Genomic DNA, 24,653 nt, shown 5'->3' with positions numbered 1-24,653 from the left:
CAGACTTTATGCCTTTGGCTGCTTGTTTAGCGAAAGCTTCTAATTCTTGTTTATTCATGTGCTACCTTCCATTGACCCTAATAGGGTACTGATTGAAAAGCAGTTACACAAAATTATTTACAGGCTCTAATTGACGACACTTTATTATGAAAAATGTTATCGGCACACTGTGGCATGAGTATCAAAACACCCACTTTTTGTTCACTCAACGCCTCTCTAATGATTTTCCATTTGCTATTGTTACTGCCCACAATCCTTGTGGCTCATTACTTTCTCCAAGTCAGAATCGTTTACTCGATCGTCAGCTTCAATCAAAAATACAACAGTATAACCGCCCGTATAGATCGCTAATTGGTGCTGCGCCGGATCTGTCTCACATGGAAAAGAGTTGGGCTATATTTATAGATAAAGAACAAGCTCTTGAGTTAGGTAGGGAGTTTAATCAGCATGCAATTTATTATGTTAATAAAGGCTTGCTGTCTTTAGTGGGATGTGTCGATTCAATGCTCGGAGAGGTCGATATGGGCATGTTTAATCATCGTTTGCACTTGGTGAGTGAATTGCCTGAAATAGGTTCGCACTGATAATTGTCAGAAAGAATAACGTGTGAAAAGTTTATTTTTTGTTTGTATCAAATAAGGGTTCAATTGGTGGTTGATTGTCTCTTATTTTTGCTGATATGTTCTTTTTATAACTGAAAAATGCAGATTTTACACAATTTGAACAATGTTTATGCCAGCATAAGCGACTATCTATAGAGATGTTTTACGGCGAAATATCCACTAGACGGGTGAATAAATTTAATATAGTTGTTTTTTACTACGATTGTTGATTGACTTGTTAGTATATTTGTTGCTATTTTCAACTCCCTCCTTTGGGAGGTACAGAAGAGGAGCGTTAGCTAGGTAGTAAGTGAGAGGATGCCAATCCGATGACGACTTATGATGGAGATTAACGCCGAGGTATCAGTTTGTTTGGTAAGCACTGATATCGGTCGTTTAGGCTGAATCCTAACGATTGTCACCTATTTTTTTGGTGGAGAGCTTCTGGTGATGATTGCTGTTTCCCTTCTATAAGGGTGCGTTATCTTAGCACCAGGCTCTTCGAACGTCGTATGTTCGGAGCGTATATCATGTTAGTAAATCACATCTTATTTTTTAGCCTTTCGCACACTGCGGAGGTGTCAGTATGAGCTTTGTTCAATCTGAATTAGACACTCCTGATTTAGTCGTTGCCAAATTTGGCGGTACGTCGGTTGCAGATTACGCCTCTATGAGCCGTTGTGCAGAGATCGTGTTGGCTAATCAAGCTACACGTCTTGTGGTGGTGAGCGCATCAAGTGGGGTCACCAACTTGTTGGTTGAGTTGACTCAGGCTAATGTTAATGACGAACGCCGCTTAGTGTTGCTTAAGCAAATTGCTCAAATTCAGTATGCCATTTTAGATGAGCTAGGGCGCCCTCAAGATGTCGCTGCAAATATTGATAGAATTCTCAGCAGAATGTCAGTATTAAGTGAGTCGCTTGAGCTTGATCGTAATAAAGCGATTATGGACGAGCTTCTGTCAACGGGTGAACAATGTTCGTCGATTTTATTTTCGGCCGTTATCCGTGAAAAAGGAACTGCGTCTGATCATTTCGATGTGCGTCAAGTATTACGTACAGACAGCCATTTTGGCCGTGCAGAGCCGCATATTGAAGCGATAGCGACGTTGACGAGAGATCTGCTAAAACCGCTACTTTCTCGCTATGTTATTGTGACTCAAGGTTTCATCGGTGCAGATCAAGACGGTCGCACAACAACCTTGGGACGTGGTGGCAGTGATTACTCCGCAGCGCTACTCGCAGAAGCTCTTTGTGCAACCGCAGTAGAAATTTGGACCGATGTGGCCGGTATTTATACCACGGATCCACGGCTTGCCCCTAATGCACGCCCGATTGCCGAAATTAGTTTTAATGAGGCGGCTGAGATGGCTACCTTTGGGGCTAAAGTATTGCATCCCGCCACGATTTTACCTGCAGTAAGACAAAAAATTCAGGTGTTTGTTGGCTCGAGTAAAGCGCCGGAAAAGGGAGGGACTTGGATCCGTCATCAAGTTGAAGATACTCCGGTCTTTAGGGCGGTGGCATTACGCCGCGATCAAACCTTGTTGAATTTACATAGTCTTCAAATGCTTCATGCCCAAGGCTTTTTAGCAGAAACGTTTGCGACTCTTGCTCGTCATAAAATTTCGGTCGATTTGATTACTACTTCAGAAGTTAACGTGTCACTTACCTTAGACAAAACGGGTTCTGACTCAAGTGGTCAAGGGTTATTAAGTGAGCATTTACTGCAGGAATTGTCGCAACATTGCCGTGTTCGTGTTGAAGATAACTTAGCATTAATTGCTATTATTGGTAATCGTATCGCATCAACTGCAGGTATTTGTAGCCGGGTATTTAATGTCCTTAAAAACCATAATGTGCGGATGATTTGCCAAGGTGCTAGCCCACATAATTTATGTGTGTTGGTAGCTGAGTCGGAAGCCGCGCAAGTGGTGAATGCATTACATCAAGATTTATTTGAGTCGTAACTGATGGGTCGGGTTACTCTGTCAAGTATTCAAGTTGGAGAGCTTGCCACTGGGCAAGCGCTGACTATACCGCTTTATTATATCGATGGTGTTAGTCATACTGCTCCAAGTGTTTATATTCAAGCCAATGTGCATGGCGCTGAAGTTCAAGGTAACGCTGTTATATATCAGTTAATGTCTCTGCTTGAAAATTATGAAGTGTTAGGTCGCATAACTTTAGCACCGCTTGCCAATCCGTTAGGGATAAATCAAAAAAGTGGTGAATTTACGTTAGGGCGGTTTGATCCTATTACTGGGGTTAATTGGAACCGTGAGTATTTTGATCATAATGTCGATATTCAAGCTTGGTATGCCCAGTACCAACATTTAACGAATAGTGAGTTATTTTCGGCTTATCGTTCAATGCTAGTAGAAAATTGCCAAGCACGTCTAACCAATCCTTTTGGAGTTTCAACCGGACACAGGTTGGCTGTAAATTTACAGGCTATGGCACATAAGGCTGACATAGTACTTGATTTACATACAGGTCCTAAGTCTTGCAAACATTTGTATTGCCCTGAGTATGATATTGATGCAGCGAAATTCTTTTCGATTCCATACACATTGGTTATTCCCAATAGTTTTGGTGGTGCGATGGATGAAGCGACATTTTGTCCTTGGTGGCAATTAACGGATTTTGCCGCCAGCCAAGGACGTGAGTTTACTGTGCCAGTGTCGGCATTTACGTTAGAGCTTGCTAGCCAAGAGCGAATTGATTTAGATGATGCGCTAGAAGATGCCAAAGGCATATTGGCATATTTAAGTTATCGAGGTGTCATCGCAGAGAAAGTGAGTCCTGCTAAAATGGCACGATATGGGTGTTACTTACGTGATTACAAAAAGTTTCATGCGCCTAAAGCGGGTTTAATTGAATACTGCGCCAGTGTAGGGGTGCCACTAAAGGCTGGCGATCCATTAGTGAATATTTTGCGAGTAGACTTGTACGGCACTGAACAAGCTTATCAAAGGGTTAGCTTGCCGATGGACTGTGTACCGGTTTTGCACTTTGCATCGGCATCGGTGCATCAAGGTACAGAGTTGTATAAGGTGATGACTAATGTGTTTTCATTACAAGCCTAGTGGATTAACCTATAGAGATCAGTAAACACAAAAACGCCTGCAAATCGCAGGCGTTTGTGTCAGATTTTTCAATTGGTATTAGCTGCCTAAAATCTGCAATGGAATGGCTAACATTTCATCACCGGATCTCGCAAAGTACCAAATAATTCCGACTAAGCTTGCCACTGTTAGCAGATACCACACGGTTGAAAATATTTGGCCATAACGATCCAGTGGTAATAAATGACTTTGATGTCGCCCGCGCCACTCAAATACAATCTCAAGACTGCCAATAAGCAATAAAAAGCCAAGTAGCGCAAGACCTAAGCTATAGCTTATAAATACACCGATAGCCGCACCCGCTATGCAAGCAATAAGACCAATAAGGCTGTTCATTGAAAAACTAATACTTTTTAAAATGTGACCACCATCGAGTGGTAAAATGGGCAGTAAATTAAATAGATTTAGCAGTGCATTAAAGCTGGCTAAACCGGCAAAAAATATATTTCCTGTCAGCCAGTAAAGCCCTAACGAGATGATCGATAAAATCAGTCCGAATGTGGGCCCCATAATTGATATATAGACATCTTGCCAACGGGTATTAATGCGTTCATCACTTAATGCGAGTCCGCCTACAAATGGAATAAGGTAAATTCCTTTTGTTTTCATACCAAAGTGTTTCATTGCTCTAATATGGCCATATTCATGGAATACTAAGCAACCAATAAGTGCCAGTGCAAACTCAAATGAAAATAGCCACGAATAGGCCGCCACACTGGCTGCAGCAAATAATGCCTTAACCACTTTAGCGCTTTTGAGAAGTTTAAAGCCTAGTGATGCGAGGCCGACAATACTCAGTTTTTGAGTTTTTTCTACTGCGATTTCAGGTGTTTGTTTTTCAATGTCGCTAACGGTTCGTTGGCCTTGAGTAATTTGTTCATCTTCAATGAGCAAGCAATAATCGAGCTGAAACGGTTGCCAATTGACATCAATCTCTAAGCGGATGGGAACCGTTTTGCTATTATGCATCGTGTTGACTTGGTTATTGCCGAGGTCGTCATCTACTTGATTAACAGAATGCAGAGTGAGTTCAAACGAATGAATATAAAACGCTTGATTGCTGGCACTAGCGGACTTTTGTGATACCAGTTGATTGTCCCAGTAAAGTTGCTGCCAACCAGCAATAGAGCCTTCTAGGCGCAAACGTTTACCAAGGCATTCAATATTTAGTAATTCCATCAAGGATTCTCAGGGGTTATGGACAGTGAGCATGGAGGCATTTTGCCAGAGCTGCGTATGTTGCTCAATGGATTGCACAATTATATTCTTAGTTTGTGGCGCGCTCATTCATTAGAACATCCTGTTGGCTGATTAAGGCAATATCGGGCGGATTTAATAAAGTTGTTCTAATTCGGCAACGGTTGCGATGCCTTGTGCGATGGTAGTAAAAATAATTTTTGCACTACAGCAGTGTCCTTGGAATTGACCGTATTGGCGAACAATTGGCAACATTTGTAACACACTCATCTGTTGATCGAGTTTTATGAGCCGAGGTAATTCTGCTACATTAGTATTTGATGTATTGAGTGGTAAATGCTTTTGAATATAGTAAATGTGTCCATTACTGTCGATAAGTTTATCTTGGGCACAAACTGTGTATTGATTAGCACATATAAAACTGAGCCAGTCGTGATAGTTTGCCAGATACATTAACTCATCATCTTGATCAAATTGCAGTATGGCTGGCCAATCAATGTACTGCATAATTTACCTGTATTTCAATAAACGGTCGTTAATCAACTAACGGTTACTGTAATCGAATGAGATTTCTTGATTGACATTTTTAGCCACACATGGTCCGTGCTCACGCTGCGAGCGGTTGAATGCATTACCAATATGTAACTCTACATTAATAAAAATGTGTTTTTCTGCTTTGATATAATAGTTATCAAAGTAGCCTTCAGATTCACTAAGCATTAGTGCAAATTCTTGTTCTTCTCTAATACGCTCTTCGGCCATTTGTTTTTTCTGATCGAGCATCATTTTTACTTGTTCAATCATGCCTGCGTCATTTTGCCATTCTGTTTTTGGAGGCAGTTTACGCAGCCTTGTTTCAAGTTCTAAACCCGCAACAACCATTCCTTTTATGCTGTCATCTAAGGCCTTAAGCTGTTGTTTTAATTCACCTTGATGCATCGCGCAAAAGAGTTCCGTTTTGGTGCCAGCAGTAGCACCAAATGTGATGGCTCTAATCCCTTTTGAAGCCGTGGCAATACCACCCACTAAATCACCTCGCCTCCCTTGGGCATCGCTAACGGTAATGCTGTCACCTGATATGGAGTGGCTATGCAGGAGTTGTTTGGTAACAAGGATATTGCCGAGCGCTTCGAGATGTGAATATTGCACAAACTGTGCGCAAATTTGACCTGTAGCCTTTATGTGGGTACTCAGCTCTTGGTCTTTGATTAAGCGGCCAATCACGCCTTTACTAATAATGACGTCGCCTTGCGCTTCAATGGTCGCTGAATCAACAAAGCCCATGACGGTTACGTCACCAGTGGCTTTAACTTCCATCCCCTCGTGTACGTCACCTGTAATTAATATACTGCCTTTAAAGTTGACGTGGCCAAAACGCACGTCGACATCTTTAATTTGCAGCATATCGTCAACTTGCATGCCTTTGGTATTTTCAACGGGCTGGCCTGCTACAGTCGCTATGAGCTGGTTAGGGTTTTTGGGGTGAAAACTGGTACCGGTTCCTGGTTCCATTGGCTTATCTTTGCCAGGGGTTTGTTGCAGCACATCGCCATGAACATTAAAGCCTGGTGTGCCGATCGTTGCCGGCTCTTTGACCATTAATACATCATTGGGTTTTACGGTAATTAATGCGCCTAAATCACGCATGTCGACGGAACCATCTTCGCGTTCTTGTGGTTGCAATAAACGTTCACGGGCTAGGGCGACTTTGCGTGTTAAAGTGGCATTTTCACCGTTAACCGCGACTTTTCCGCAAGCAATAATTCCTTCACAGCTTTCACCTGGCGGTAATATAACTAAGCGCTGCATCAATGCCATTATTTTAGGTTTGCTTAAGCCCATTTTTACTTTTTGATTTTTAAGCATATTGAGCACATCTGGTAGGGTGATATCTTTGCCCCCCCATGCTGAAGTAATTTTCATGCTGGCTTGCATTTTATCGTCACTCACCGTGATGGTCACAGTGCCATCTTTACGCTCTGCAACGACAAAAAACAGCTCGTGATCTCCAGGCGCTTGTCCACAGATGGCATTCGTTTCAGATACGGCTTTTTGAATAGCAGGAACTACAGGACATAGCATCGCAAAGTCAGTTTGCATCAGTAGAGATTGAATATCTTCTTCTGCAATGGGCCCATGAGTGTTAGGAATGATACGTAATTCCACTTTGGTTTTATCTGCACTTAATGCGATTACTGATGGCTCTAACATAATATCCTTTATTTTTATTCTTATAGCAGATTATTACAGGTGAGTAGAATAACAACGAAATTACACTAAAAATGTGCGTTATTTTGCCTTTAGCCAATTTAGCTGATATTGATTTGCATTTCCAGCAGTAACCTAGCTTTGTCGTGGATTAGTGCAGTAGTGTGATTGAAGGAGTAAAGGCTGTGTTATTGTCGGTTGTTATACAGTTTGTATTTGTTATTTTCGGCCAACACATTCACTTTGCCAAAATACGTCGCAATAGTGTCTGAATAAGGTAAGTGGCGATTAGCAACAATTTGCCATATGCCATGAGATGTCAGCCGAGTAGCACTTTGCTGCACAAATAGTGTCGCAATATCGGTCGTGCTGGTTAATCCATCATGGAAAGGCGGATTGGAGATAATGCCATCAAATTTACCCGTAATTTGGTTAAACCCATCAGAGGGATAGACTTTTGCTTGCATATTATTGGCGGCGAGGGTTAATTCGCATGAGACTAACGCCATAGCATTGATATCAATGCATTCAATGGTTAACTCTGGATTGGCTTTTAGCAATGCTGCTGTAATGACGCCTGCACCACAACCGAAATCGAGCACTCTGCCGTGTAAGTCGTCTGGCAAATGTGACAGTAATAATTCAGTTCCCTGATCAAGACGCTTTTCACTAAATACGCCAACAATATTACAAATTTGTAATTGCCCTTGTGGGGTCGTTAATGAGTATTGGCTAACCCAATCGCTGAGTGTCAATGTGGGTGCAACTTTAGTTAAATAGCTTATGTACACTAAACAATGACGGGCATTATCATGTTTGATTGGTTGCGAGTAATAATCAGGCGTGAGTTTGGCAATTGATTTAATGCCACCTTTATTTTCACCGACAATCATTAATTGGCCGTCAATATTTAAATGTTGTGCAGCCAGTTGCAGTAAGTAACCCATTAAGGGTTTAGCTTTTGGAAAGTAAATAATCACGCTATCAAATTTTGCTTCAGCTAATGACTCGGGTAACTGATGACCAAAATAACATTGTAATTTGTCATTGGCATAAGAAGACAATGTGAGGTGATGATTGAAATCTAGGGCGAGGGCGGTGACATTATCGGCAAACTCAAGACATTGATGCGCAAAAGTATCTGCTTCATAATTGAGCACTAACACATTATGTTGATGAAAATATTTGCAGTTTCTAATTAAGGCTTGAGAAGGATTTGTTAACACGTCAGTTGCTCATAATGCTAAGGATAAATAAACTCGTTGATAATAACACAACCCCCACAAGATTAGCGGGGATTGTGTTAGCCATTATCGTTAGTAAACGATTAAGGCGTTTGTACTGATTGCGGTAACAAACTAAACATTTTAACTGCGATTTCAGTGTTATCTTGATGACCGCTAAATAATCTTGCTCCAGGGCCTGCTGCAAATACTTGCACATCCATGGCGGTATGGCCACTACTTGTCCACCCTGTATTCGACTGAATATCAATGAGCTTACGCAATGCGATAGACAGTGGTTCACTGCCTTGCATACGTGCACTTTGCAATTGACTGTATTCAACTTCACTTGGTGTAAAACCCAAGAGTGAAGCAGTTAAAGGCTGCCAATTGTCTTCAGCAATCGCCTGTGAAGCAATCACATCTGGGCTGGCTTTGACCTTATGCAGGACTTCTGGGTGCCATTCGTATTTGCCATGTGCGCCAACAGATAATCCTCCGGTATTATGATCTGCTGTTACAACCATAAGCGTGTCTTTACGTTGGCGAACAAATTGTTCAACGACTTCAATAGTGGATGCAAATTCATCCATTTCACCCATAGCCGTAGCGATGTCGTTACTGTGGCCAGCCCAATCAATTAAGCTGCCTTCCACCAATAACACAAAACCTTGTTGATTCTGCGACAATAAATCTAATGCTTTTTGGGTCATATGGCTGAGCTTATGGGCTGTCTTATCATTGATTGTCCAAGGTAGCTGTACATCAGCAAAAAGCCCCAATACTTTAAGATTTGTTATCGAGTCAAGTTGAGATAACTCACTGATGTACTGGTAACCTTTAGCACTAAACTGCTCAAGTAATGTGGGAGTGAAATATTGTTGACCCCCACCAAGAATAACATCAGCATCGGTTGTTAAATAAGCCTCGGCAATATCAATATAATTACGACGGCTTTCATTATGGGCGAGAAAAGCCGCAGGTGTGGCATGGTTTACTTGGGAAGTCACCGCCACGCCAGTAGATAACCCTAACGATTTGGCTTTTTCCATTAAAGTGGTTAATGGACGTTTTTCGGTATCAACGGCTATTGCACCGTTATAACTTTTAACCCCTGTTGCCAGTGCCGTTGCAGATGCGGCACTGTCGGTGACATAACCACTGACAGAAGCGGGATAAGTGCTTGCCATACCCACGAGTAAGCGATCAAATACCGTTTGTTCAATCTCTTCTGTTTCAGGATTATCTTTATAGTAACGATAGGCTGTGGTGTAAGCTGGTCCCATACCATCCCCAATCATAATGATAATATTTTTAGGTCTTGATGGGCCTGCCGTTGGTACATTATTACTTGTCGAATTAGCGATTACAGGCGACCCCACGACTTCATCAGCCATTGCCCCCGTTACGATTAAGCTAGATACCAATAACAGCCTGCTGAAGACGCGTTGGTAAGTAGATAAATAATGCATGAATAATCCTATTTTTGCTGATGAATACGGGCTTCAATGGCATCCATAAGCATGCCGGTAATATTAACGTCGAACGCTGCTTCAATCTCTTTAATGCAGGTTGGGCTCGTCACATTGATTTCTGTTAATTTGTCACCAATGACATCTAAACCAACAAAAATAAGGCCGCGTTTTTTTAACTCTGGACCAATTGTGCGAGCAATTTTCCAATCACTTTCCGATAACGGTTGTGCGACACCACTTCCGCCAGCCGCTAAATTGCCACGGGTTTCACCTTTCATCGGGATACGCGCTAATGCATAAGGTACTGGTTCACCGTCCACCACTAAAATTCGCTTATCACCTTGAGTGATTTCAGGAATAAAGGCTTGTGCCATCGCGTATTGTTGACCGTAGTTGGTTAATGTTTCGATAATCACACCAAGGTTAGGGTCATCTTTTTTCACTCTAAAAATAGACGTGCCACCCATACCATCTAATGGTTTTAAAATAATGTCTTGCTTCAACTGGTGAAACGCTCTGATACGTTTAGCATCACGGGTTACAATGGTTTCAGGGGTAAACTCTGAAAACCATGCTGTAAACAGTTTTTCATTGGCATCACGAAGACTTTGTGGCTTGTTAACAATTAATACGCCTTGTTCTTCTGCCCGCTCAAGCATATACGTCGCGTAGATAAATTCGGTATCAAATGGTGGATCTTTACGCATTAAGATCACATCAAGTTCGGACAAAGGGGTATCGACGGCGTCGCCTAAGGTAAACCATTGGTTAGCGTCTTGTTTAACCGTTAATTCACGCATAGTAGCCATGGCTTTGCCGTTGACCATTGCAAGGTCATGCATTTCCATATAAAACAATTGGTAGCCACGTGCTTGTGCGTCTAATAACATCGCAAAGCTCGAGTCTTTTTTGATGTTAATGTCGCGAATTGGGTCCATAACAATACCGAGCTTAATCATATGTGTATCCTTAATCATGTGCAGGGAAGATAAGGGTTAAGACTAACCAATATCACCAAATTTAACTTGTAATGCGCTAATGGCAGTCAATGACGCTGTTTCTGTTCGTAGTACCCTTGGACCCAATAAAATATCGGTAAAATGCTGGGTTTCGGTCATGGCAATTTCTTCGTCGGACAAGCCACCTTCAGGCCCAATTAATAATCTAACTTTGTGGTGTTGACCTGATAACTGCAAGCCATTAATACCGTGTGAAGCTCTCGGGTGTAAATTCAGTTTTAAGGCTTCGGTAGATTCTTCACACCATTGGGCTAATGTCATCGCGGGGCGAACAACCGGAACGATACTGCGGCCAGATTGTTCACAGGCACTAATAACAATTTTTTGCCATTGTTGCAGTTTTTTCTCCAAACGTTCACCACTCAGTTTGACACCACAACGATCAGAAAATAGCGGTGTAATGGTGGTTACGCCAAGTTCAACGGACTTTTGAACTGTAAACTCCATTCGGTCTCCACGTGAAATCACCTGTCCTAAATGCAGGTCTAATGGTGATTCACTATTGTTAGCTTCACAACTTAAGACCGTAACAGTGATAGATTTCTTACTGGATTCGGTAATTTCGGCTAAGTAATCATTGCCGTCACCGTTAAACAAGCTGATGTTATCACCTATCCCCATTCGCAATACTCGACCAATGTGGGCGAAACCATCCTCATCTAATTGAAGAGTTTGCCCTTGCTGTAAATTGTCTAGGGGCTGAAAAATACGTGGGACTCTCATTAGTGTTGACCTTATTTAACCAGTTGTTTAAGAGTAGCGTGGAAACTTATTAACGAACCAAGCCGTTATTTTGGCATTGTTTGAATACAAAATCATTACGATTACCTTGGCTCGCTGCGATTAACGTATCTCGTTGGCACTCTGATGCAGTGACGGGCTGCATTTTGTTCCATGCATTAAACAGCTTTTGTTGGCTCTTGCTAATTTTTAAGCCATAGGTTTGTTGCATATAAAGGTACGTTCGAGCGATGGGGCCTCTTGCTCGTATAGGTGGTTGAGTTTTACGGCCTTTAAAGTCGACAATCATTTCACATTGTCCGTATTGGTCAGCTGTTCCGCCCCAATCACTAAAACGGTAGTTGCTGCGATCACCATTCACTTCACCAACTGCAGGGACAAGATTATGTAAATCGGATGTCATCGTCTTAAACTTCTTGTTGTTTTTATTGCAATTTTTTCGACCGCCGTCTTGCCAACATTGTAGTTGATGACCTAACTCCCAGGCGGGAACCACATGTTCCCATTCAATCCGGTTGGCTCTAATAATCTGTTTTCTCACTTTATAGCCACAACTCGCATGGTCTGCTTGCCATAGCTTTCCTGCCATGGCGATATTGCAGCCACAATAAAAGGTACTGAGAGGTAGGTGTTGTTGGTAAATCTTTTTGGCCACTTTTTTCGCTTTAGCAAAACTACTTGGATGTTCTGCGGCGATAAGTGTGGATGAAAAAATGCCGCACAAAAGCGACACCCTAAATAACCAAGAGTGTGTGGATGATAAGCGCAAAATAAACCCTAAAATTAACAAAACATCATTACAGCGCAGGCTTAGCCTGTCATTTTTGCTGATGTTAAGCCATCACATGCAATGACGCAATTGATAATGCTAGCGCTTGGAAGGGGTTAAGGTTTGCTGACAACGACGGCAGCGATATTGGGTTTGGCCTCGGACAATTCTGTTGTGGCGCCTTATGGTTAATTTTATACTGCCACAACCGCAAAAGTATTCGAATTGTTGGCCACTGACAGACTGAGTATTGAGTTGGTGAGTAGTCTTCGGAGCAATATTAAATGTTGTCAACATCACGCTTTGCCATTCTTTGCCATGAGGTTTTACTTTGCCAAATAGATGGAAACATAATAAGTGACTGATCTCATGAGGTACGACTTCGTTGGTAAAAACATCTGGATTTTCAGCTAGTAATACAGGGTTAAAGCGTAATTTATTGGTTTGTAAATGCGCAGTGCCGGCGCTTTTTCCACGCAAGCTGAAATGTACACTTGGACGAGGAAACTGACGCTTGAAATGTTGTTCGGCTAATTGGTAGTCTGCTTCTACTTTGGCCAAAATTTGCTGTTGTAACGGATTACTCACGTTAGTGTGCTGCGATTGGTGAGGGCGAGGCCCCACTGGCAATAAAGACCCCTTTTCGTGGATATCTTGCGTTAGTGCTTGCTGCGCACGCTGGGTGATATTGAAAATACTTTTAAACATCTTGGTGTACTTTACTGACTTGAATGATTAATAAAAAATTCAGGCAAGTAAAGTATTGGCCTCGTAATATAAGTTTATAGGCATTGGCATTACAGCGTGCTTGCTGCTGCAGTTATCATGGCACGAATTTGTTCGACAATGTCGGACTCTACTTGTGAGTCGTAGCCTTTAATACGTGGAGTATGAATGTGTCCTACCGGTAAATTCAAGTTAAATTGGTCCCGAAGTAAAATACTGCGATAGGAAATCTCATTGGATAAATAGCCGCCACCAGAGCCTTCTACAGAAATTTCATTCTGTAATTCAGCCAGTGATGATGCCTTAAATTGGCCCCGCGATAAGGTGCTAATTTGATTATTGTCATTGACACTCCAATGGCCTTTTACTGAAGCCATCGCTTCTACTGGCAAAGAAAATTGTACAAATTCAGGGCCAATTAATTTTCCATTTTCAGAGGAGCCACCGTTAAATAATGGCGCTTTTGGATTCGATTTACTGGCACCGGTTAATATGTTTAAGTTATCAGGGGCTTGTGCACTGCGGTTGCGCCCAGGGAAACGTTCTATGTCGAAGTTTTCACGGCCCATACTTATGGTAAATACCATGTCGACGCTGTTGTCTCGATAAAAAGGCGTGAGTAATGATTCTACAATACCGTTGTCAAAATCACTAAATCGTACAGGGATCATCACCGTTTCAATTTGTGCTTTTTTACCATTAACTTCAAAATGATAGCCATCGAGTGCTAAAGCAGCTAAACCTGATGGATTACTTTGGCCAATGTTTTTGTCAAGAAAAAAGGGGTCAAAACCGGTCACTAAAATAGTAATTTGTGTATCGGGAGAAAACGCAATATCACTAAACCCACGAGAAGACTTCTCAACCGCTTTGACCAAAATATCGCGTTGCCAATTAACCAGATTAAATCCAGCTTTATCTTGTTTTAGGATGTTACGCATGGTTAAGCGACTCCAATACAAGGAGCGATCGTCACTGTGTCCTGATTGAACATCTCTCACGGCTTGTTGCCATAATCTGTGTCCTTGGTGCGCTGCCATTTTGGTAACGGTTAACTCATCAGTGGCTTGGGCTAACTTGACCGCTAAAGTATCACCGATAGCTTGATAGCGATTAACCACATTAGGCATAGTTTGCCCTGCCTTGGATACGCGCATCTCTTCAACATTACTTAACAATTGTTCCGCATTAGCAGCACCAGATAAGGCGAGTATGACCAATGAACTTAAGATTAAAAAAGAGTGGTGTTTTACCATGAAGGTTCCTTAAGGATTACTAGTATCCTTATTTTGCGTTTATTTTTAGCGCGTGAGACGCATTAATTATTATTTGTACTGAGGTAATAGCCGATTCAATTGGCCGCGTGTTTAGTATCGCTCTGCTGCGTTATCGCTTACTTGTATTAACTCATGCAAGCCATTAGTTTTGTCTTGGACAGCACAACCACATTGCAGCTACATTCATCCGAATAGCTCAACAGGCGTTATTAGCAAAAGTGTTCTTGACTGACATTTATAACACAGTTGTTCTGGTGGTTTAATAGTGACATAGAAACCTATGCTACAGTTTGGAATTTTGTGTCAAATCTTTACATTATGGATGCCAAAGTAACGCGAGTTTTAAAACGGTAGGTACGCGGCTTTTGTATGACGCTAAAATGGATGAAAACAAATGCCGCGAGAGTAAATTTTAGTTCATCATTGAATGCAATGATTCTTGGCTGGTATAACGTTTGGTAAAGAAGTCTAGAAAAGCACTAATATTGCTGGCTAGTTGGCGCCTGCTCGAATAGACACCGTAAACTTTAAAGGGCTCCATTGGCCATTCTTGTAAAATAGGAACTAGGCTCCCAGTGGCGAGTTCTTGTTTACAGCTGGTGTTAGATAGCATAGCAATACCATAATCATCCAATGCAAAACGTTTCACCATGCTGGCACTATTGACTCGCACTTTACGTTTAAAAGTGGCCATTATCTTACGATTACCTCTTCCTAGTGGCCAAATAGGTGCAGATAGCGTAGTACCTAATAAGATGCCATTGTGTTGAGCTAATTCTTGGGGGGTTGCAGGGCTACTAAATTTTTTAATATAGCCTGGGCTGGCGACCAAAATAGGTTGGCGTTCAAATAACAACCGAGCGACAAGATCAGAAGACTGTAACGGCCCATATTTAATGGCAATATCGTAACCTTCACCCACAAGACCAACATCGCTGTCGGTGAATTGAATATCCAATTCAATATTAGGGTAAAGACGCATAAAACTGGAACACAAATGGCCTATCACATCTTGTGAAAATGACACAGGAATGGCGATACGTAATGAACCAGAAATATCATTATGAGTATTTTCTATGGTGGCTTTTGCTGCTTCAATTTCATGACTAATGGAATCACAATGCTGAAAAAAAAGTGCGCCAACTTGTGTCAGACTCAAATTGCGGGTATCTCTTTGCAATAATCGCACCCCAAGTTGTTCTTCTAATTGAGCAACTTTACGACTAATTGTTGATTTAGGTTGTCCGATCTCTCGTGCTGCTTGGGAGAACCCTTTTGCTCTAACAACCGCTGCAAACAGCATCATACCGTTCAAATCGGGCATTCAAACCTCACTGTCTCAATAATGGAACAAAGCGTCCAAGCTAGTTTATATGGTAATTTACCTATTAACAAAGTTATATTTACGAGCTAAAAAAATTTTCAGAGGCTATATAAGCAGAGGATCTAAGGATGACCAGCAAAAAGCAGCCCGCTAACAAAACTCAAGCACTATCGGCTGACCCACTTTTCTTACAAGCTGAACACTTGGCTAAAGATTTTTCATTATTTCCTGCTCATAACAAGCAGAGTTTATCTGAAGAAGTAAAAGGATTATTAACCGAAGATTCCATTCAATCAAACTTGAAGAGTTTGGCATCTTTAGACGTTGACGGTTATGTCAATAAAGTTATTCAACCGACCTTGGATAAAAATCGTCCAGGCGCGAAGCGAATGATCGCAGACTTAAAAGGTAAGATCATTGCCGAAAGTCATATTGGGCCATTTTATCGTGCGGAAGTAGAACTTAATTTTGGCCTTCGCACTCGCCGTATCGGTTTTATTGCGCAAGAGCGCACAACCGCCAACGGTGCTTGGATGCCAGAACATCATCTTGCTGCTTGTAAAGCGATTCGTCACTTTGCTGAGTTGTCGATGCCAATTGTGTATTTAATTGATACACCTGGTGCCGATGCCGGTGAAGTTGCCAATAGTCAAAATCAAGCGCATACCATTTCTAAAGCCATTGCAGAAAGTGCTAATGTCGATGTACCAACCGTAGGTATTGTGATTGGTGCAGGCTATTCTGGTGGTGCGATTCCATTAGCCGCAGCGAACATTTTATTGTCTGTACGAGACGGTATTTTCAATACTATTCAGCCGCAAGGCTTACAAAGCATTGCGCGTAAGTACAACTTGTCGTGGCAAGAATGTGCTAAATCTGTTGGTGTGTCACCAGAAGAGCTATATACCGCGGGTTGTATTGACGGCATTATCGACTTTACTCCATCAGATAAAGATGAACGCCAGCACAATTTCCGTCGAGCGATCATTAGCTCTATTGAAGCGATTGAACGCGCAGCAATGAATTTTGTACGCGAATCTACTGATTTAAAAGAACATTATGCTCGTAGTTTGCAGCGCTTCTTAGCACCATCAGCAAATCTACTCACGCTTGAAAATAATACCCGTTTGTCTGTTGCCAATAACCCAACCATGCACCACAACATTTTTGGTAGTGCATATCGTTATTTGCGTTATTTAACATTGCGCAGTCGTATTCATTCGATTTCACTTGATCAATATGGTCGTTTGTCAAAAGTAAGTGTGCCAGAAGGTGATTTACTTGCGCGTATAAAACAAGAGCAGGAACGTGTATTCCAAGCATGGTTAACTAATCCTGATAAGTTAGTTTACGATGAAGAGCTCAATAAATTATGGGGTACGTTTAGCACTAAACGTAAAGAGATTTCTACTGAACGTAATGTGATTACGCGCTTTATTTTGGGTGAACCAAAAGAAAATTACAAAAAAGCACGTAAAGCGTTGTTATTTAACATCGGTTGGTCGTTATACCATCGTTGGAAAAGCAACGCAGCTAACAATTTCAACGGCTTAATTAAGCATTTAGAGTCATTGCCTAAATCTGCGACTCAAGCACCATGGCCTGATCTTAGTCAGCTAACAGTATTAGATATTGTCGTTAATGATGAATTGCGTGAAGACTTTATTTGGCAGTGTCATAACGTGCTTATTTTTAACGCACTATATGACAATGTTGTCGGCAGTTTGGCGTCTATTTCAAAAGAAGCCATGATGTCAAAAAGTTTGTCTCGTGAATCAGTCGATAAGTTACTACACAAAGCAATTGATAATGCATTATCGACCAGTGATAAAGCTAATGATAAGAACAAGTTCTATAAGTGGTTAAAATACTTTATGGACCAATCTAATCGTGCTGAATTATTGACTCGGGTAGAACAATGGAAGAGTGTGGGGTTCCCACAATTAAACGATTCACTTTTCGTTATCCTGACATATTTCTTCGAACGCTTATTACCAGAGTATTTTGATAGTGAAGACGATCATGACAAATACACTGGAACAATTAACCCTGTGCGTATTGGTCGTCGTAAGGATTTTTGGAACCGCTTGACCATGGGTTACCAAGATTTACTGATCCAAAAAGTGCTTCGTGAAGAAAAGAAACAAGGCAAAATGGGCTGGGAAAATGTCATCAAACAGTTCTTTACTAAGTTTGATGAAATAGACGCAGACAAAATGTCCGCTAATCAGCTTAATTTCCCTGGTTTCCGTTTATCAATTGAAGATGCCATAGATAAAAAAATCCGTCCGTGTGGTTTAATTACCGGTCTGGCAGACTTTAATCACAAAGGTAGTAAGTTACGTGTCGGTGTTGCGGTTTCAAATACTGCGTTCCAAGCAGGGGCATTTGATATGGCCAGTGCTGAGAAATTCAGCTCATTGCTAATCGAATGTGCCAAACGTAAATTGCCGGTGATTTGTTTTATCAGTTCAGGTGGTATGCAAACAAAAGAGGGCGCTGCCGCATTGTTTTCTATGGCGGTAGTCAACGACCGAATTACGCGCTTTATTCGTGATAATGAATTGCCTGTCTTAATGTTTGGTTTTGGTGATTGTACGGGTGGTGCGCAAGCGAGTTTTGTCACACATCCGTTAGTGCAGACTTACTATTTGTCTGGCACCAATATGCCATTTGCAGGACAAATGGTAGTACCTGCTTACTTACCATCTACTGCAACATTGTCTAACTATTTATCTAAAGTACCTGGTGCGATGACAGGGTTAGTGCATAACCCATTTAGCGATACTTTAGATACACAATTGTCTGGTATTGATCCATTAATGCCATTGCCGACGATTAAAATTGAAGATGTGATTGGTAAAGCGTTATCTAGCCTTGTACCTGAAGTGGTTGAGTTAGAGGAAGTCATTGTACAAGACGATCCTAGAGCTTTAATGAAGCCAATCAATAAGGTGCTGGTACATGCTCGTGGTTGTACTGCGGTTAAATTAATCCGCAAAGCCCACGACAATAATATCAATGTCGTGCTGGTTGCGTCAGATCCTGACATGACGTCTGTACCTGCTGATATGCTGACAGAAAGCGATAAGCTTGTTTGTATAGGTGGTAATACATCAGATGAAAGCTACCTAAATGCTTACTCAGTATTGAAAGTGGCTGAGTATGAAAATGTTGATGCGCTGCACCCAGGTATTGGTTTCTTATCTGAAAGTCCGCAGTTTGCAGCATTATGTGTAAACAACGGCGTTAACTTTGTTGGCCCTAGCGTATATTCAATGACGACTATGGGTAATAAATCAAATGCGATCCATACATCTCAAGCGCAAAATGTACCGGTTGTACCTGGTAGCCATGGTATTTTGACCAATGCAGAGCAAGCGGTAAACGTGGCATCTGAAATTGGTTACCCTGTGCTGTTAAAAGCAGTACAAGGTGGTGGTGGTAAAGGTATTCAGGTTGTTAAACGTCCTGAAGATATGATTGGTTTATTCCAAAAAACAGCTACTGAAGCGGCAGCTGCATTTGGTAATGGTGATTTGTATTTAGAGAAATACGTTACTTCGTTGCGTCATATTGAAGTGCAGTTACTGCGTGATAAATTTGGTCATACTAAAGTATTGGGTATTCGTGATTGTTCAGTACAACGTAATAACCAAAAAGTGATCGAAGAATCAGGTTCAACTATGTTGCCTGAAGAGCTGAAACAACGTGTAATGGAATACACTCGTGCGTTAGGTGATGCGACCGATTATATGGGTGCCGGTACTGTTGAGTTTATCTATAACTTAGATGCGAACGAAGTGTACTTTATGGAGATGAATACGCGTCTTCAAGTTGAACATCCTGTCACTGAAGCAACATCAGGTATTGATATTGTTAGTGCGCAGTTTGATATTGCAGCGGGTCGTTCAATTGAAAAGCTTGAGCCTGTTGACCAAGGTTACGCTATGGAAGTTCGTGTGACTGCGGAAAAAGCGGCGCTTGATAGTAATGGTATTCTTCAGCTCATTCCGAATCCAGGTAACATTACTGAATGTGTATTGCCTCAGCGTGATGACGTTGAAATTATTTCGATTGCCGCAGCGGGTAAAGAAGTATCACCATACTACGACAGCTTGATCGCTCAGATTATTATTCGTGGTACAGATCGTGCTGATGTGGTGTCTAAAATGTATGCCTACCTCGATAGTGTCGTGATTAAAGGTATTGCGACTAACATTCCATTGTTGAAGCTAATTCTTAAAGACCGAACCTTCAATGAAGGTGTGTATGACACTAACTATTTACCACGTTTAATGGCAGAGCTAGACATTCCTGCACTGATTGCCGAAATGGAAGCCGCTGCAGAAGCGATAGGGGTTGATACTGAATCGTTGCGTGTTGGTGAAAGTAATGAGCTCAAAGTATTGGCCCAAGGCGCAGGTATTTTCTATACCTCTCCAGCGCCTGGTGAAGCAGACTTCGTGAAAGAAGGTGACATTGTCACGGTTGAGCAAACATTGGCATTGATGGAAGCAATGAAGATGTTCTCTCAACTTACGTTAGCAGGCTTTAATCGTCAAACAGGTGTGTTATATCCTGAAGACCAAAAGTATCGCATAGAACGTATTCTAAATAGTAATGGTCAGCAAGTATCGCAAGGTGACTTACTGTTTGTGATATCGCCAGTCGAAGCGTAATACCTTCGATTGATTGTTTTGAAAAATACCCGCCTTTTGGTGGGTATTTTTTTGTCATACTTTCGTATGTTGTAATACACTCAAGGTTGTATAGACTTTTTTGTTCCACTATTTTATTAATTATATTGTTGGATCATACTATTGAAAGAATTGAGTTGGCTTGGATCGTCTAGCGTATTATTAGGCGCACTTTGGATATTGATTAATGTCATTAACACTAAGCATGCCCATGCTTCGGTGGTTGAGAGTCATACTATTGCCAACTTAAAAAATCGTAATGTTGTTCGTTATTGTGTTGATCCAGATTGGTTACCATATGAAGCAATTGTTGATGGACGTCATACTGGTATTTCATCTGATTATTTAGCTTTATTAGCCGATTATACCGATCTGACTTTTACCTTGGTACCGACATCGTCGTGGCAACAAAGCTTGGCCTTCCTCAAGCAAGGAGAGTGTGAATTAACCCCCATTCTAAACCAAACGCCTAAACGTGACCAATATCTGTCCTTCAGCAATGTCTTTTTTAAATCACCCAATGTATTGGTATCTCTCAAGTCTCAACCCTTTTTACAAGGATTTGAAAATATAGGTGAGCGCCTATTAGCTATCCCTAAAGGTTATCGACTGGTTGAGTATATTCAACAATTTTATCCCAGTATTAATACCATATTAACCAACAGTGAGCTTAGTGGATTAAAGAAAGTGGCTAATGGTGAGGCTGATGTATTTGTTGGGTCAATGTTTTCTGTTAATGCCTATATTCAACAGTATGGGCTCACATCGCTAAAAATAGCAGGTTGGGGCGGTCCTGAAGATGAACTACGTGTTGGGGTGATTCATACAAAGCAAGATTTACTGCCATTGATCAATGCTGGTTTGGCAAAGATTACTCAAGCAGACCATATTGCGATTTATAAAAAATGGCATAACATAACTGTAGTTGAAGACAAAGATTATGGTCTTGTTGTTCAAGTCGTCACGGTGTTGGGGGTGTTTATTTTATTTCTGCTTTATCGCACAATTTGCGTGAGCAAGTACAATGCAGATTTAGAAATCAACAACAAGCAGCTACAACAATTACAATTAGCACTTGAGAAAAAAAATAGTGACTTGGATTTTCTTGCCCAACATGATCCTTTAACAAAGTTATATAATCGTCAATATTTCAATCAGACTTTTCTCGATGAGGCTAGGCAATCACATAATGATAATATTAGTTTGGTCATTATTGATATCGATTTTTTTAAATCGATAAATGATGTCCATGGACATACAGTTGGTGACAAAATATTGGTACAAGTTGCTGAGGTGCTACAAGCATCGGTCAGAGATATTGATGTGGTTGCAAGGTGGGGGGGCGAAGAATTTGTTGTGGTGTGCCAACATATAGAATTACATGATGCTACAGAACTCTGCCAACGAATTGCCGACGAACTGATTCATTATCATTTTTACAATAATATCAAAGTGACCTGCAGTTATGGGATTGCTCAGTTAGGTAAAAATGAACCTATTCAAGAATGTTTTGAGCGCGCCGATACGGCATTATTTAAAGCTAAACAGTCTGGGCGTAATCAATATTGTAGTGCGTAGTGTTATATATGTTTGGGCTTTTTTGAACTCCCTCGATTCTGATTATTAGTGCTTATCTGTAGTGCTACTAGGTAGATAATTGACATTATGGTGGACTAAATATGTTAATTTTCGCATTTCAGCCCATATTTAGCCTTTTTAGATAAATTTAATTCATCGACTAAAAAATAATCTATTATTTTTAGTCTTTTGTTTTATATGTGATTCCTTGCATAAATTGAGCTTTTTCTCGTTAAAAATAAATAAATATTGCAACAGTCATTTGCGCCCAGCAAGGTTCCAATTTACAATATGCGCCTTAATAACCTGATGTGCGGTGTGTCGGTACTTTTTTCGCATGCTCCGTCTACTTCTTAAACTAATCATTAAAGTTGAATCATGACCGAATTATCCAAATACAGAAACATTGGTATCTTCGCTCACGTTGACGCGGGTAAAACCACGACCACCGAGCGTATCCTTAAGCTAACCGGTAAGATCCATAAGATCGGTGAAGTACATGATGGTGAATCAACCACTGACTTCATGGAACAGGAAGCTGAGCGCGGTATTACCATTCAGTCAGCAGCAGTAAGCTGTTTCTGGAAAGACCACCGCTTTAACGTTATTGACACTCCTGGCCACGTTGACTTTACCGTTGAAGTTTACCGTTCGCTTAAAGTGCTTGACGGCGGTATCGGTGTATTCTGTGGTTCAGGTGGTGTAGAGCCTCAGTCAGAAACTAACTGGCGTTATGCTAACGATTCTGAAGTTTCGCGTATCATCTTCGTAAACAAATTAGACCGTATGGGTGCTGATTTCTTACGTGTTGTTAAGCAAACTAAAGACGTTTTAGCGGCTAACCCACTTGTTATGGTTTTACCTATCGGTATCGAAGACCAATTTATTGGTGTTGTTGACCTATTAACTCGTAAAGCACACGTTTGGGATGATTCTGGCTTACCAGAAAACTTTGAAATCCAAGATGTTCCAGCTGATATGGTTGATTTAGTTGAAGAATATCGTGAAATGTTAATCGAAACTGCTGTTGAGCAAGATGATGACATTATGGAAGCCTACATGGATGGCACTGAGCCATCTATGGAAGACATCAAGCGTTGTATCCGTGCGGGTACTCGTACAATGGCATTCTTCCCAACATACTGTGGCAGCGCGTTCAAAAACAAAGGTATGCAGCTATTATTAGACGCAGTTGTTGATTATCTTCCCGATCCAGTAGAAGTTGATCCTCAACCTCTAACTGACGAAGAAGGTAACGAAACAGGTGAATTCGCAATTGTTGATCCAGATGCGCCACTAAAAGCGTTAGCGTTCAAGATTATGGATGACCGTTTTGGTGCATTAACATTCGTACGTATCTACTCAGGCCGTATCAAGAAGGGTGACACCATCCTTAACTCGTTCACTGGTAAAACTGAACGTATTGGTCGCATGGTTGAGATGCAAGCTGATGAACGTAACGAACTTGAATCAGCGCAAGCTGGTGACATTATCGCTATCGTTGGTATGAAGAATGTTCAGACTGGTCACACTTTATGTGATGTTAAGCATCCTTGTACTCTAGAAGCCATGGTGTTCCCAGAGCCAGTTATTTCTATCGCAGTTGCGCCAAAAGATAAAGGCGGAAGCGAGAAAATGGGTATTGCTATCGGTAAAATGATTGCAGAAGATCCATCTTTCCGTGTAGAAACAGACGAAGACTCAGGCGAAACCATCCTTAAAGGTATGGGTGAACTTCACTTAGACATTAAAGTGGATATTCTTAAGCGTACTTACGGTGTTGACCTGATTGTAGGTGAGCCTCAAGTTGCTTATCGTGAAACTATCACTAAAGAAATTGAAGATAGCTACACACATAAGAAACAGTCTGGTGGTTCTGGTCAGTTTGGTAAAATTGATTACGTTATTCGTCCTGGCGAACAAAACACTGGTTTCACATTCAAATCATCAGTTGTTGGTGGTAACGTACCAAAAGAATTCTGGCCTGCTGTTGAGAAAGGTTTCAGAAGCATGATGAATACGGGTACTATCGCTGGTTTCCCAGTGTTAGACGTTGAACTTGAATTAACCGATGGTGCTTTCCACGCAGTTGACTCGTCAGCTATCGCGTTCGAAATTGCTGCTAAAGGTGCGTTCCGTCAATCTATGCCTAAAGCCGGTGCACAACTTCTTGAGCCTATCATGAAAGTTGACGTATTCAGCCCAGATGACAATGTTGGTGACGTTATTGGTGACCTTAACCGTCGTCGCGGTATGATCAAAGATCAAAACGCTGGTGTTACAGGTGTTCGTATTAAAGCTGACGTACCGTTATCAGAAATGTTCGGTTATATCGGTTCACTACGTACAATGACATCTGGTCGTGGTCAATTCTCTATGGAATTCGCTCACTACGCACCATGTCCTAACAGCGTATCAGAAAAAGTAGTTGCTCAAGTTAAAGAGCGTAAGGCTGCTGAAGCTAAGAAGTAATTCTAGTGTTGATTTGCTGATAAAAACCGTTGCCTAGGCAGCGGTTTTTTTTATGATTTTTTCTATCATTACCCATATCATTGGCTATATTATACCAATCCCATTAAATATCTGGTCAGTTCAGAGTCTCTCAGGTTTTTCAATTCAAGGCACATTGATGTAGAAATGGTTGTTGCCTTTTAAATCGATGTAACACAGAAGTGGAATACCTGAGA

17 protein-coding genes and 1 riboswitch are annotated in these 24,653 nt (G+C 41.3%); of the genes, 6 read left to right on the top strand and 11 right to left on the bottom strand.

Annotation, left to right across the window (positions count from 1 at the left end):
• The first annotated feature begins 146 nt into the window (after window positions 1-146).
• From ACWXWT_RS12870 to ACWXWT_RS12860, 3 genes are all read left to right on the top strand, one after another.
• Window positions 147-584, top strand: coding sequence for a DUF3293 domain-containing protein (locus ACWXWT_RS12870; RefSeq protein ID WP_456041978.1), 438 nt, complete (start codon window positions 147-149; stop codon window positions 582-584).
• A 295-nt stretch (window positions 585-879) separates the two neighbouring features.
• Window positions 880-1,054, top strand: a riboswitch (Lysine riboswitch).
• Between the two features lie 134 nt (window positions 1,055-1,188).
• The gene (gene lysC, locus ACWXWT_RS12865) at window positions 1,189-2,571 is read left to right on the top strand and encodes a lysine-sensitive aspartokinase 3 (RefSeq protein WP_456041977.1); all 1,383 of its coding nucleotides are present in this window, start codon (window positions 1,189-1,191) and stop codon (window positions 2,569-2,571) included.
• A gap of 3 nt (window positions 2,572-2,574) precedes the next feature.
• Window positions 2,575-3,690, top strand: coding sequence for a succinylglutamate desuccinylase/aspartoacylase family protein (locus ACWXWT_RS12860; protein ID WP_456041976.1), 1,116 nt, complete (start codon window positions 2,575-2,577; stop codon window positions 3,688-3,690).
• A 78-nt stretch (window positions 3,691-3,768) separates the two neighbouring features.
• On the opposite strand, the gene ACWXWT_RS12855 is transcribed toward ACWXWT_RS12860, so the two are convergent.
• The 11 genes from ACWXWT_RS12855 to ACWXWT_RS12805 form a co-directional block, all read right to left on the bottom strand.
• Window positions 3,769-4,908: a site-2 protease family protein gene (locus tag ACWXWT_RS12855; protein ID WP_456041975.1), complete on the bottom strand. Its 1,140-nt coding sequence runs from the start codon at window positions 4,906-4,908 to the stop codon at window positions 3,769-3,771.
• Window positions 4,909-5,061: 153 nt separating this feature from the next.
• Window positions 5,062-5,433, bottom strand: coding sequence for a DUF4144 domain-containing protein (locus ACWXWT_RS12850; RefSeq protein WP_456041974.1), 372 nt, complete (start codon window positions 5,431-5,433; stop codon window positions 5,062-5,064).
• A gap of 36 nt (window positions 5,434-5,469) precedes the next feature.
• On the bottom strand, window positions 5,470-7,137 hold the full coding sequence (locus ACWXWT_RS12845; protein WP_456041973.1) for a DUF342 domain-containing protein: 1,668 nt from the start codon (window positions 7,135-7,137) through the stop codon (window positions 5,470-5,472).
• A gap of 185 nt (window positions 7,138-7,322) precedes the next feature.
• On the bottom strand, window positions 7,323-8,360 hold the full coding sequence (locus tag ACWXWT_RS12840) for a methyltransferase (protein WP_456041972.1): 1,038 nt from the start codon (window positions 8,358-8,360) through the stop codon (window positions 7,323-7,325).
• 101 nt (window positions 8,361-8,461) lie between these two features.
• Complete coding sequence (locus tag ACWXWT_RS12835; protein WP_456041980.1) at window positions 8,462-9,754, bottom strand: alkaline phosphatase; 1,293 nt, start codon at window positions 9,752-9,754, stop codon at window positions 8,462-8,464.
• 83 nt (window positions 9,755-9,837) lie between these two features.
• Window positions 9,838-10,791 (bottom strand): glutathione synthase, encoded by a 954-nt coding sequence (gene gshB / locus ACWXWT_RS12830; protein WP_456041971.1) that lies wholly within the window; start codon window positions 10,789-10,791, stop codon window positions 9,838-9,840.
• Between the two features lie 42 nt (window positions 10,792-10,833).
• Window positions 10,834-11,574 carry a 16S rRNA (uracil(1498)-N(3))-methyltransferase gene (rsmE, locus tag ACWXWT_RS12825; RefSeq protein ID WP_456041970.1) on the bottom strand — a complete coding sequence of 247 codons (741 nt, stop codon included), beginning with the start codon at window positions 11,572-11,574 and terminating at the stop codon, window positions 10,834-10,836.
• 49 nt (window positions 11,575-11,623) lie between these two features.
• Window positions 11,624-12,325 carry an endonuclease gene (locus tag ACWXWT_RS12820; RefSeq protein WP_456041979.1) on the bottom strand — a complete coding sequence of 234 codons (702 nt, stop codon included), beginning with the start codon at window positions 12,323-12,325 and terminating at the stop codon, window positions 11,624-11,626.
• Between the two features lie 135 nt (window positions 12,326-12,460).
• Complete coding sequence (locus ACWXWT_RS12815) at window positions 12,461-13,069, bottom strand: SprT family zinc-dependent metalloprotease (RefSeq protein WP_456041969.1); 609 nt, start codon at window positions 13,067-13,069, stop codon at window positions 12,461-12,463.
• Between the two features lie 89 nt (window positions 13,070-13,158).
• Window positions 13,159-14,343, bottom strand: coding sequence for a hypothetical protein (locus ACWXWT_RS12810; RefSeq protein ID WP_456041968.1), 1,185 nt, complete (start codon window positions 14,341-14,343; stop codon window positions 13,159-13,161).
• Window positions 14,344-14,776: 433 nt separating this feature from the next.
• Window positions 14,777-15,688, bottom strand: a complete 912-nt coding sequence (locus ACWXWT_RS12805) for a LysR family transcriptional regulator (RefSeq protein ID WP_456041967.1) — start codon at window positions 15,686-15,688, stop codon at window positions 14,777-14,779.
• Window positions 15,689-15,816: 128 nt separating this feature from the next.
• On the opposite strand from ACWXWT_RS12805, the gene ACWXWT_RS12800 reads away from it, so the two are divergent.
• The 3 genes from ACWXWT_RS12800 (at window position 15,817) to fusA (ending at window position 24,438) form a co-directional block, all read left to right on the top strand.
• Window positions 15,817-20,370 carry an ATP-binding protein gene (locus ACWXWT_RS12800; protein ID WP_456041966.1) on the top strand — a complete coding sequence of 1,518 codons (4,554 nt, stop codon included), beginning with the start codon at window positions 15,817-15,819 and terminating at the stop codon, window positions 20,368-20,370.
• 141 nt (window positions 20,371-20,511) lie between these two features.
• On the top strand, window positions 20,512-21,966 hold the full coding sequence (locus tag ACWXWT_RS12795) for a diguanylate cyclase (protein ID WP_456041965.1): 1,455 nt from the start codon (window positions 20,512-20,514) through the stop codon (window positions 21,964-21,966).
• Between the two features lie 378 nt (window positions 21,967-22,344).
• Entirely contained in the window at window positions 22,345-24,438 is a 2,094-nt protein-coding gene (gene fusA / locus ACWXWT_RS12790; protein ID WP_456041964.1) for an elongation factor G, read from the top strand.
• Window positions 24,439-24,653: the final 215 nt, after the last annotated feature.

The organism is Shewanella sp. A22 (assembly GCF_053850585.1).
This window is presented reverse-complemented; position numbering and strand designations above follow the sequence as displayed.

What these genes read in the sequence shown, in the direction of transcription:
- ACWXWT_RS12815 (WP_456041969.1), bottom strand. Translation starts at nt 13,069, where the DNA reads ATGTTTAAAAGTATTTTCAATATCACCCAGCGTGCGCAGCAAGCACTA.
- ACWXWT_RS12800 (WP_456041966.1), top strand. Translation starts at nt 15,817, where the DNA reads ATGACCAGCAAAAAGCAGCCCGCTAACAAAACTCAAGCACTATCGGCT.
- ACWXWT_RS12810 (WP_456041968.1), bottom strand. Translation starts at nt 14,343, where the DNA reads ATGGTAAAACACCACTCTTTTTTAATCTTAAGTTCATTGGTCATACTC.
- ACWXWT_RS12855 (WP_456041975.1), bottom strand. Translation starts at nt 4,908, where the DNA reads ATGGAATTACTAAATATTGAATGCCTTGGTAAACGTTTGCGCCTAGAA.
- rsmE (WP_456041970.1), bottom strand. Translation starts at nt 11,574, where the DNA reads ATGAGAGTCCCACGTATTTTTCAGCCCCTAGACAATTTACAGCAAGGG.
- ACWXWT_RS12845 (WP_456041973.1), bottom strand. Translation starts at nt 7,137, where the DNA reads ATGTTAGAGCCATCAGTAATCGCATTAAGTGCAGATAAAACCAAAGTG.
- ACWXWT_RS12805 (WP_456041967.1), bottom strand. Translation starts at nt 15,688, where the DNA reads ATGCCCGATTTGAACGGTATGATGCTGTTTGCAGCGGTTGTTAGAGCA.
- lysC (WP_456041977.1), top strand. Translation starts at nt 1,189, where the DNA reads ATGAGCTTTGTTCAATCTGAATTAGACACTCCTGATTTAGTCGTTGCC.
- gshB (WP_456041971.1), bottom strand. Translation starts at nt 10,791, where the DNA reads ATGATTAAGCTCGGTATTGTTATGGACCCAATTCGCGACATTAACATC.
- ACWXWT_RS12860 (WP_456041976.1), top strand. Translation starts at nt 2,575, where the DNA reads ATGGGTCGGGTTACTCTGTCAAGTATTCAAGTTGGAGAGCTTGCCACT.
- ACWXWT_RS12870 (WP_456041978.1), top strand. Translation starts at nt 147, where the DNA reads ATGAAAAATGTTATCGGCACACTGTGGCATGAGTATCAAAACACCCAC.
- ACWXWT_RS12850 (WP_456041974.1), bottom strand. Translation starts at nt 5,433, where the DNA reads ATGCAGTACATTGATTGGCCAGCCATACTGCAATTTGATCAAGATGAT.
- fusA (WP_456041964.1), top strand. Translation starts at nt 22,345, where the DNA reads ATGACCGAATTATCCAAATACAGAAACATTGGTATCTTCGCTCACGTT.
- ACWXWT_RS12835 (WP_456041980.1), bottom strand. Translation starts at nt 9,754, where the DNA reads ATGGCTGATGAAGTCGTGGGGTCGCCTGTAATCGCTAATTCGACAAGT.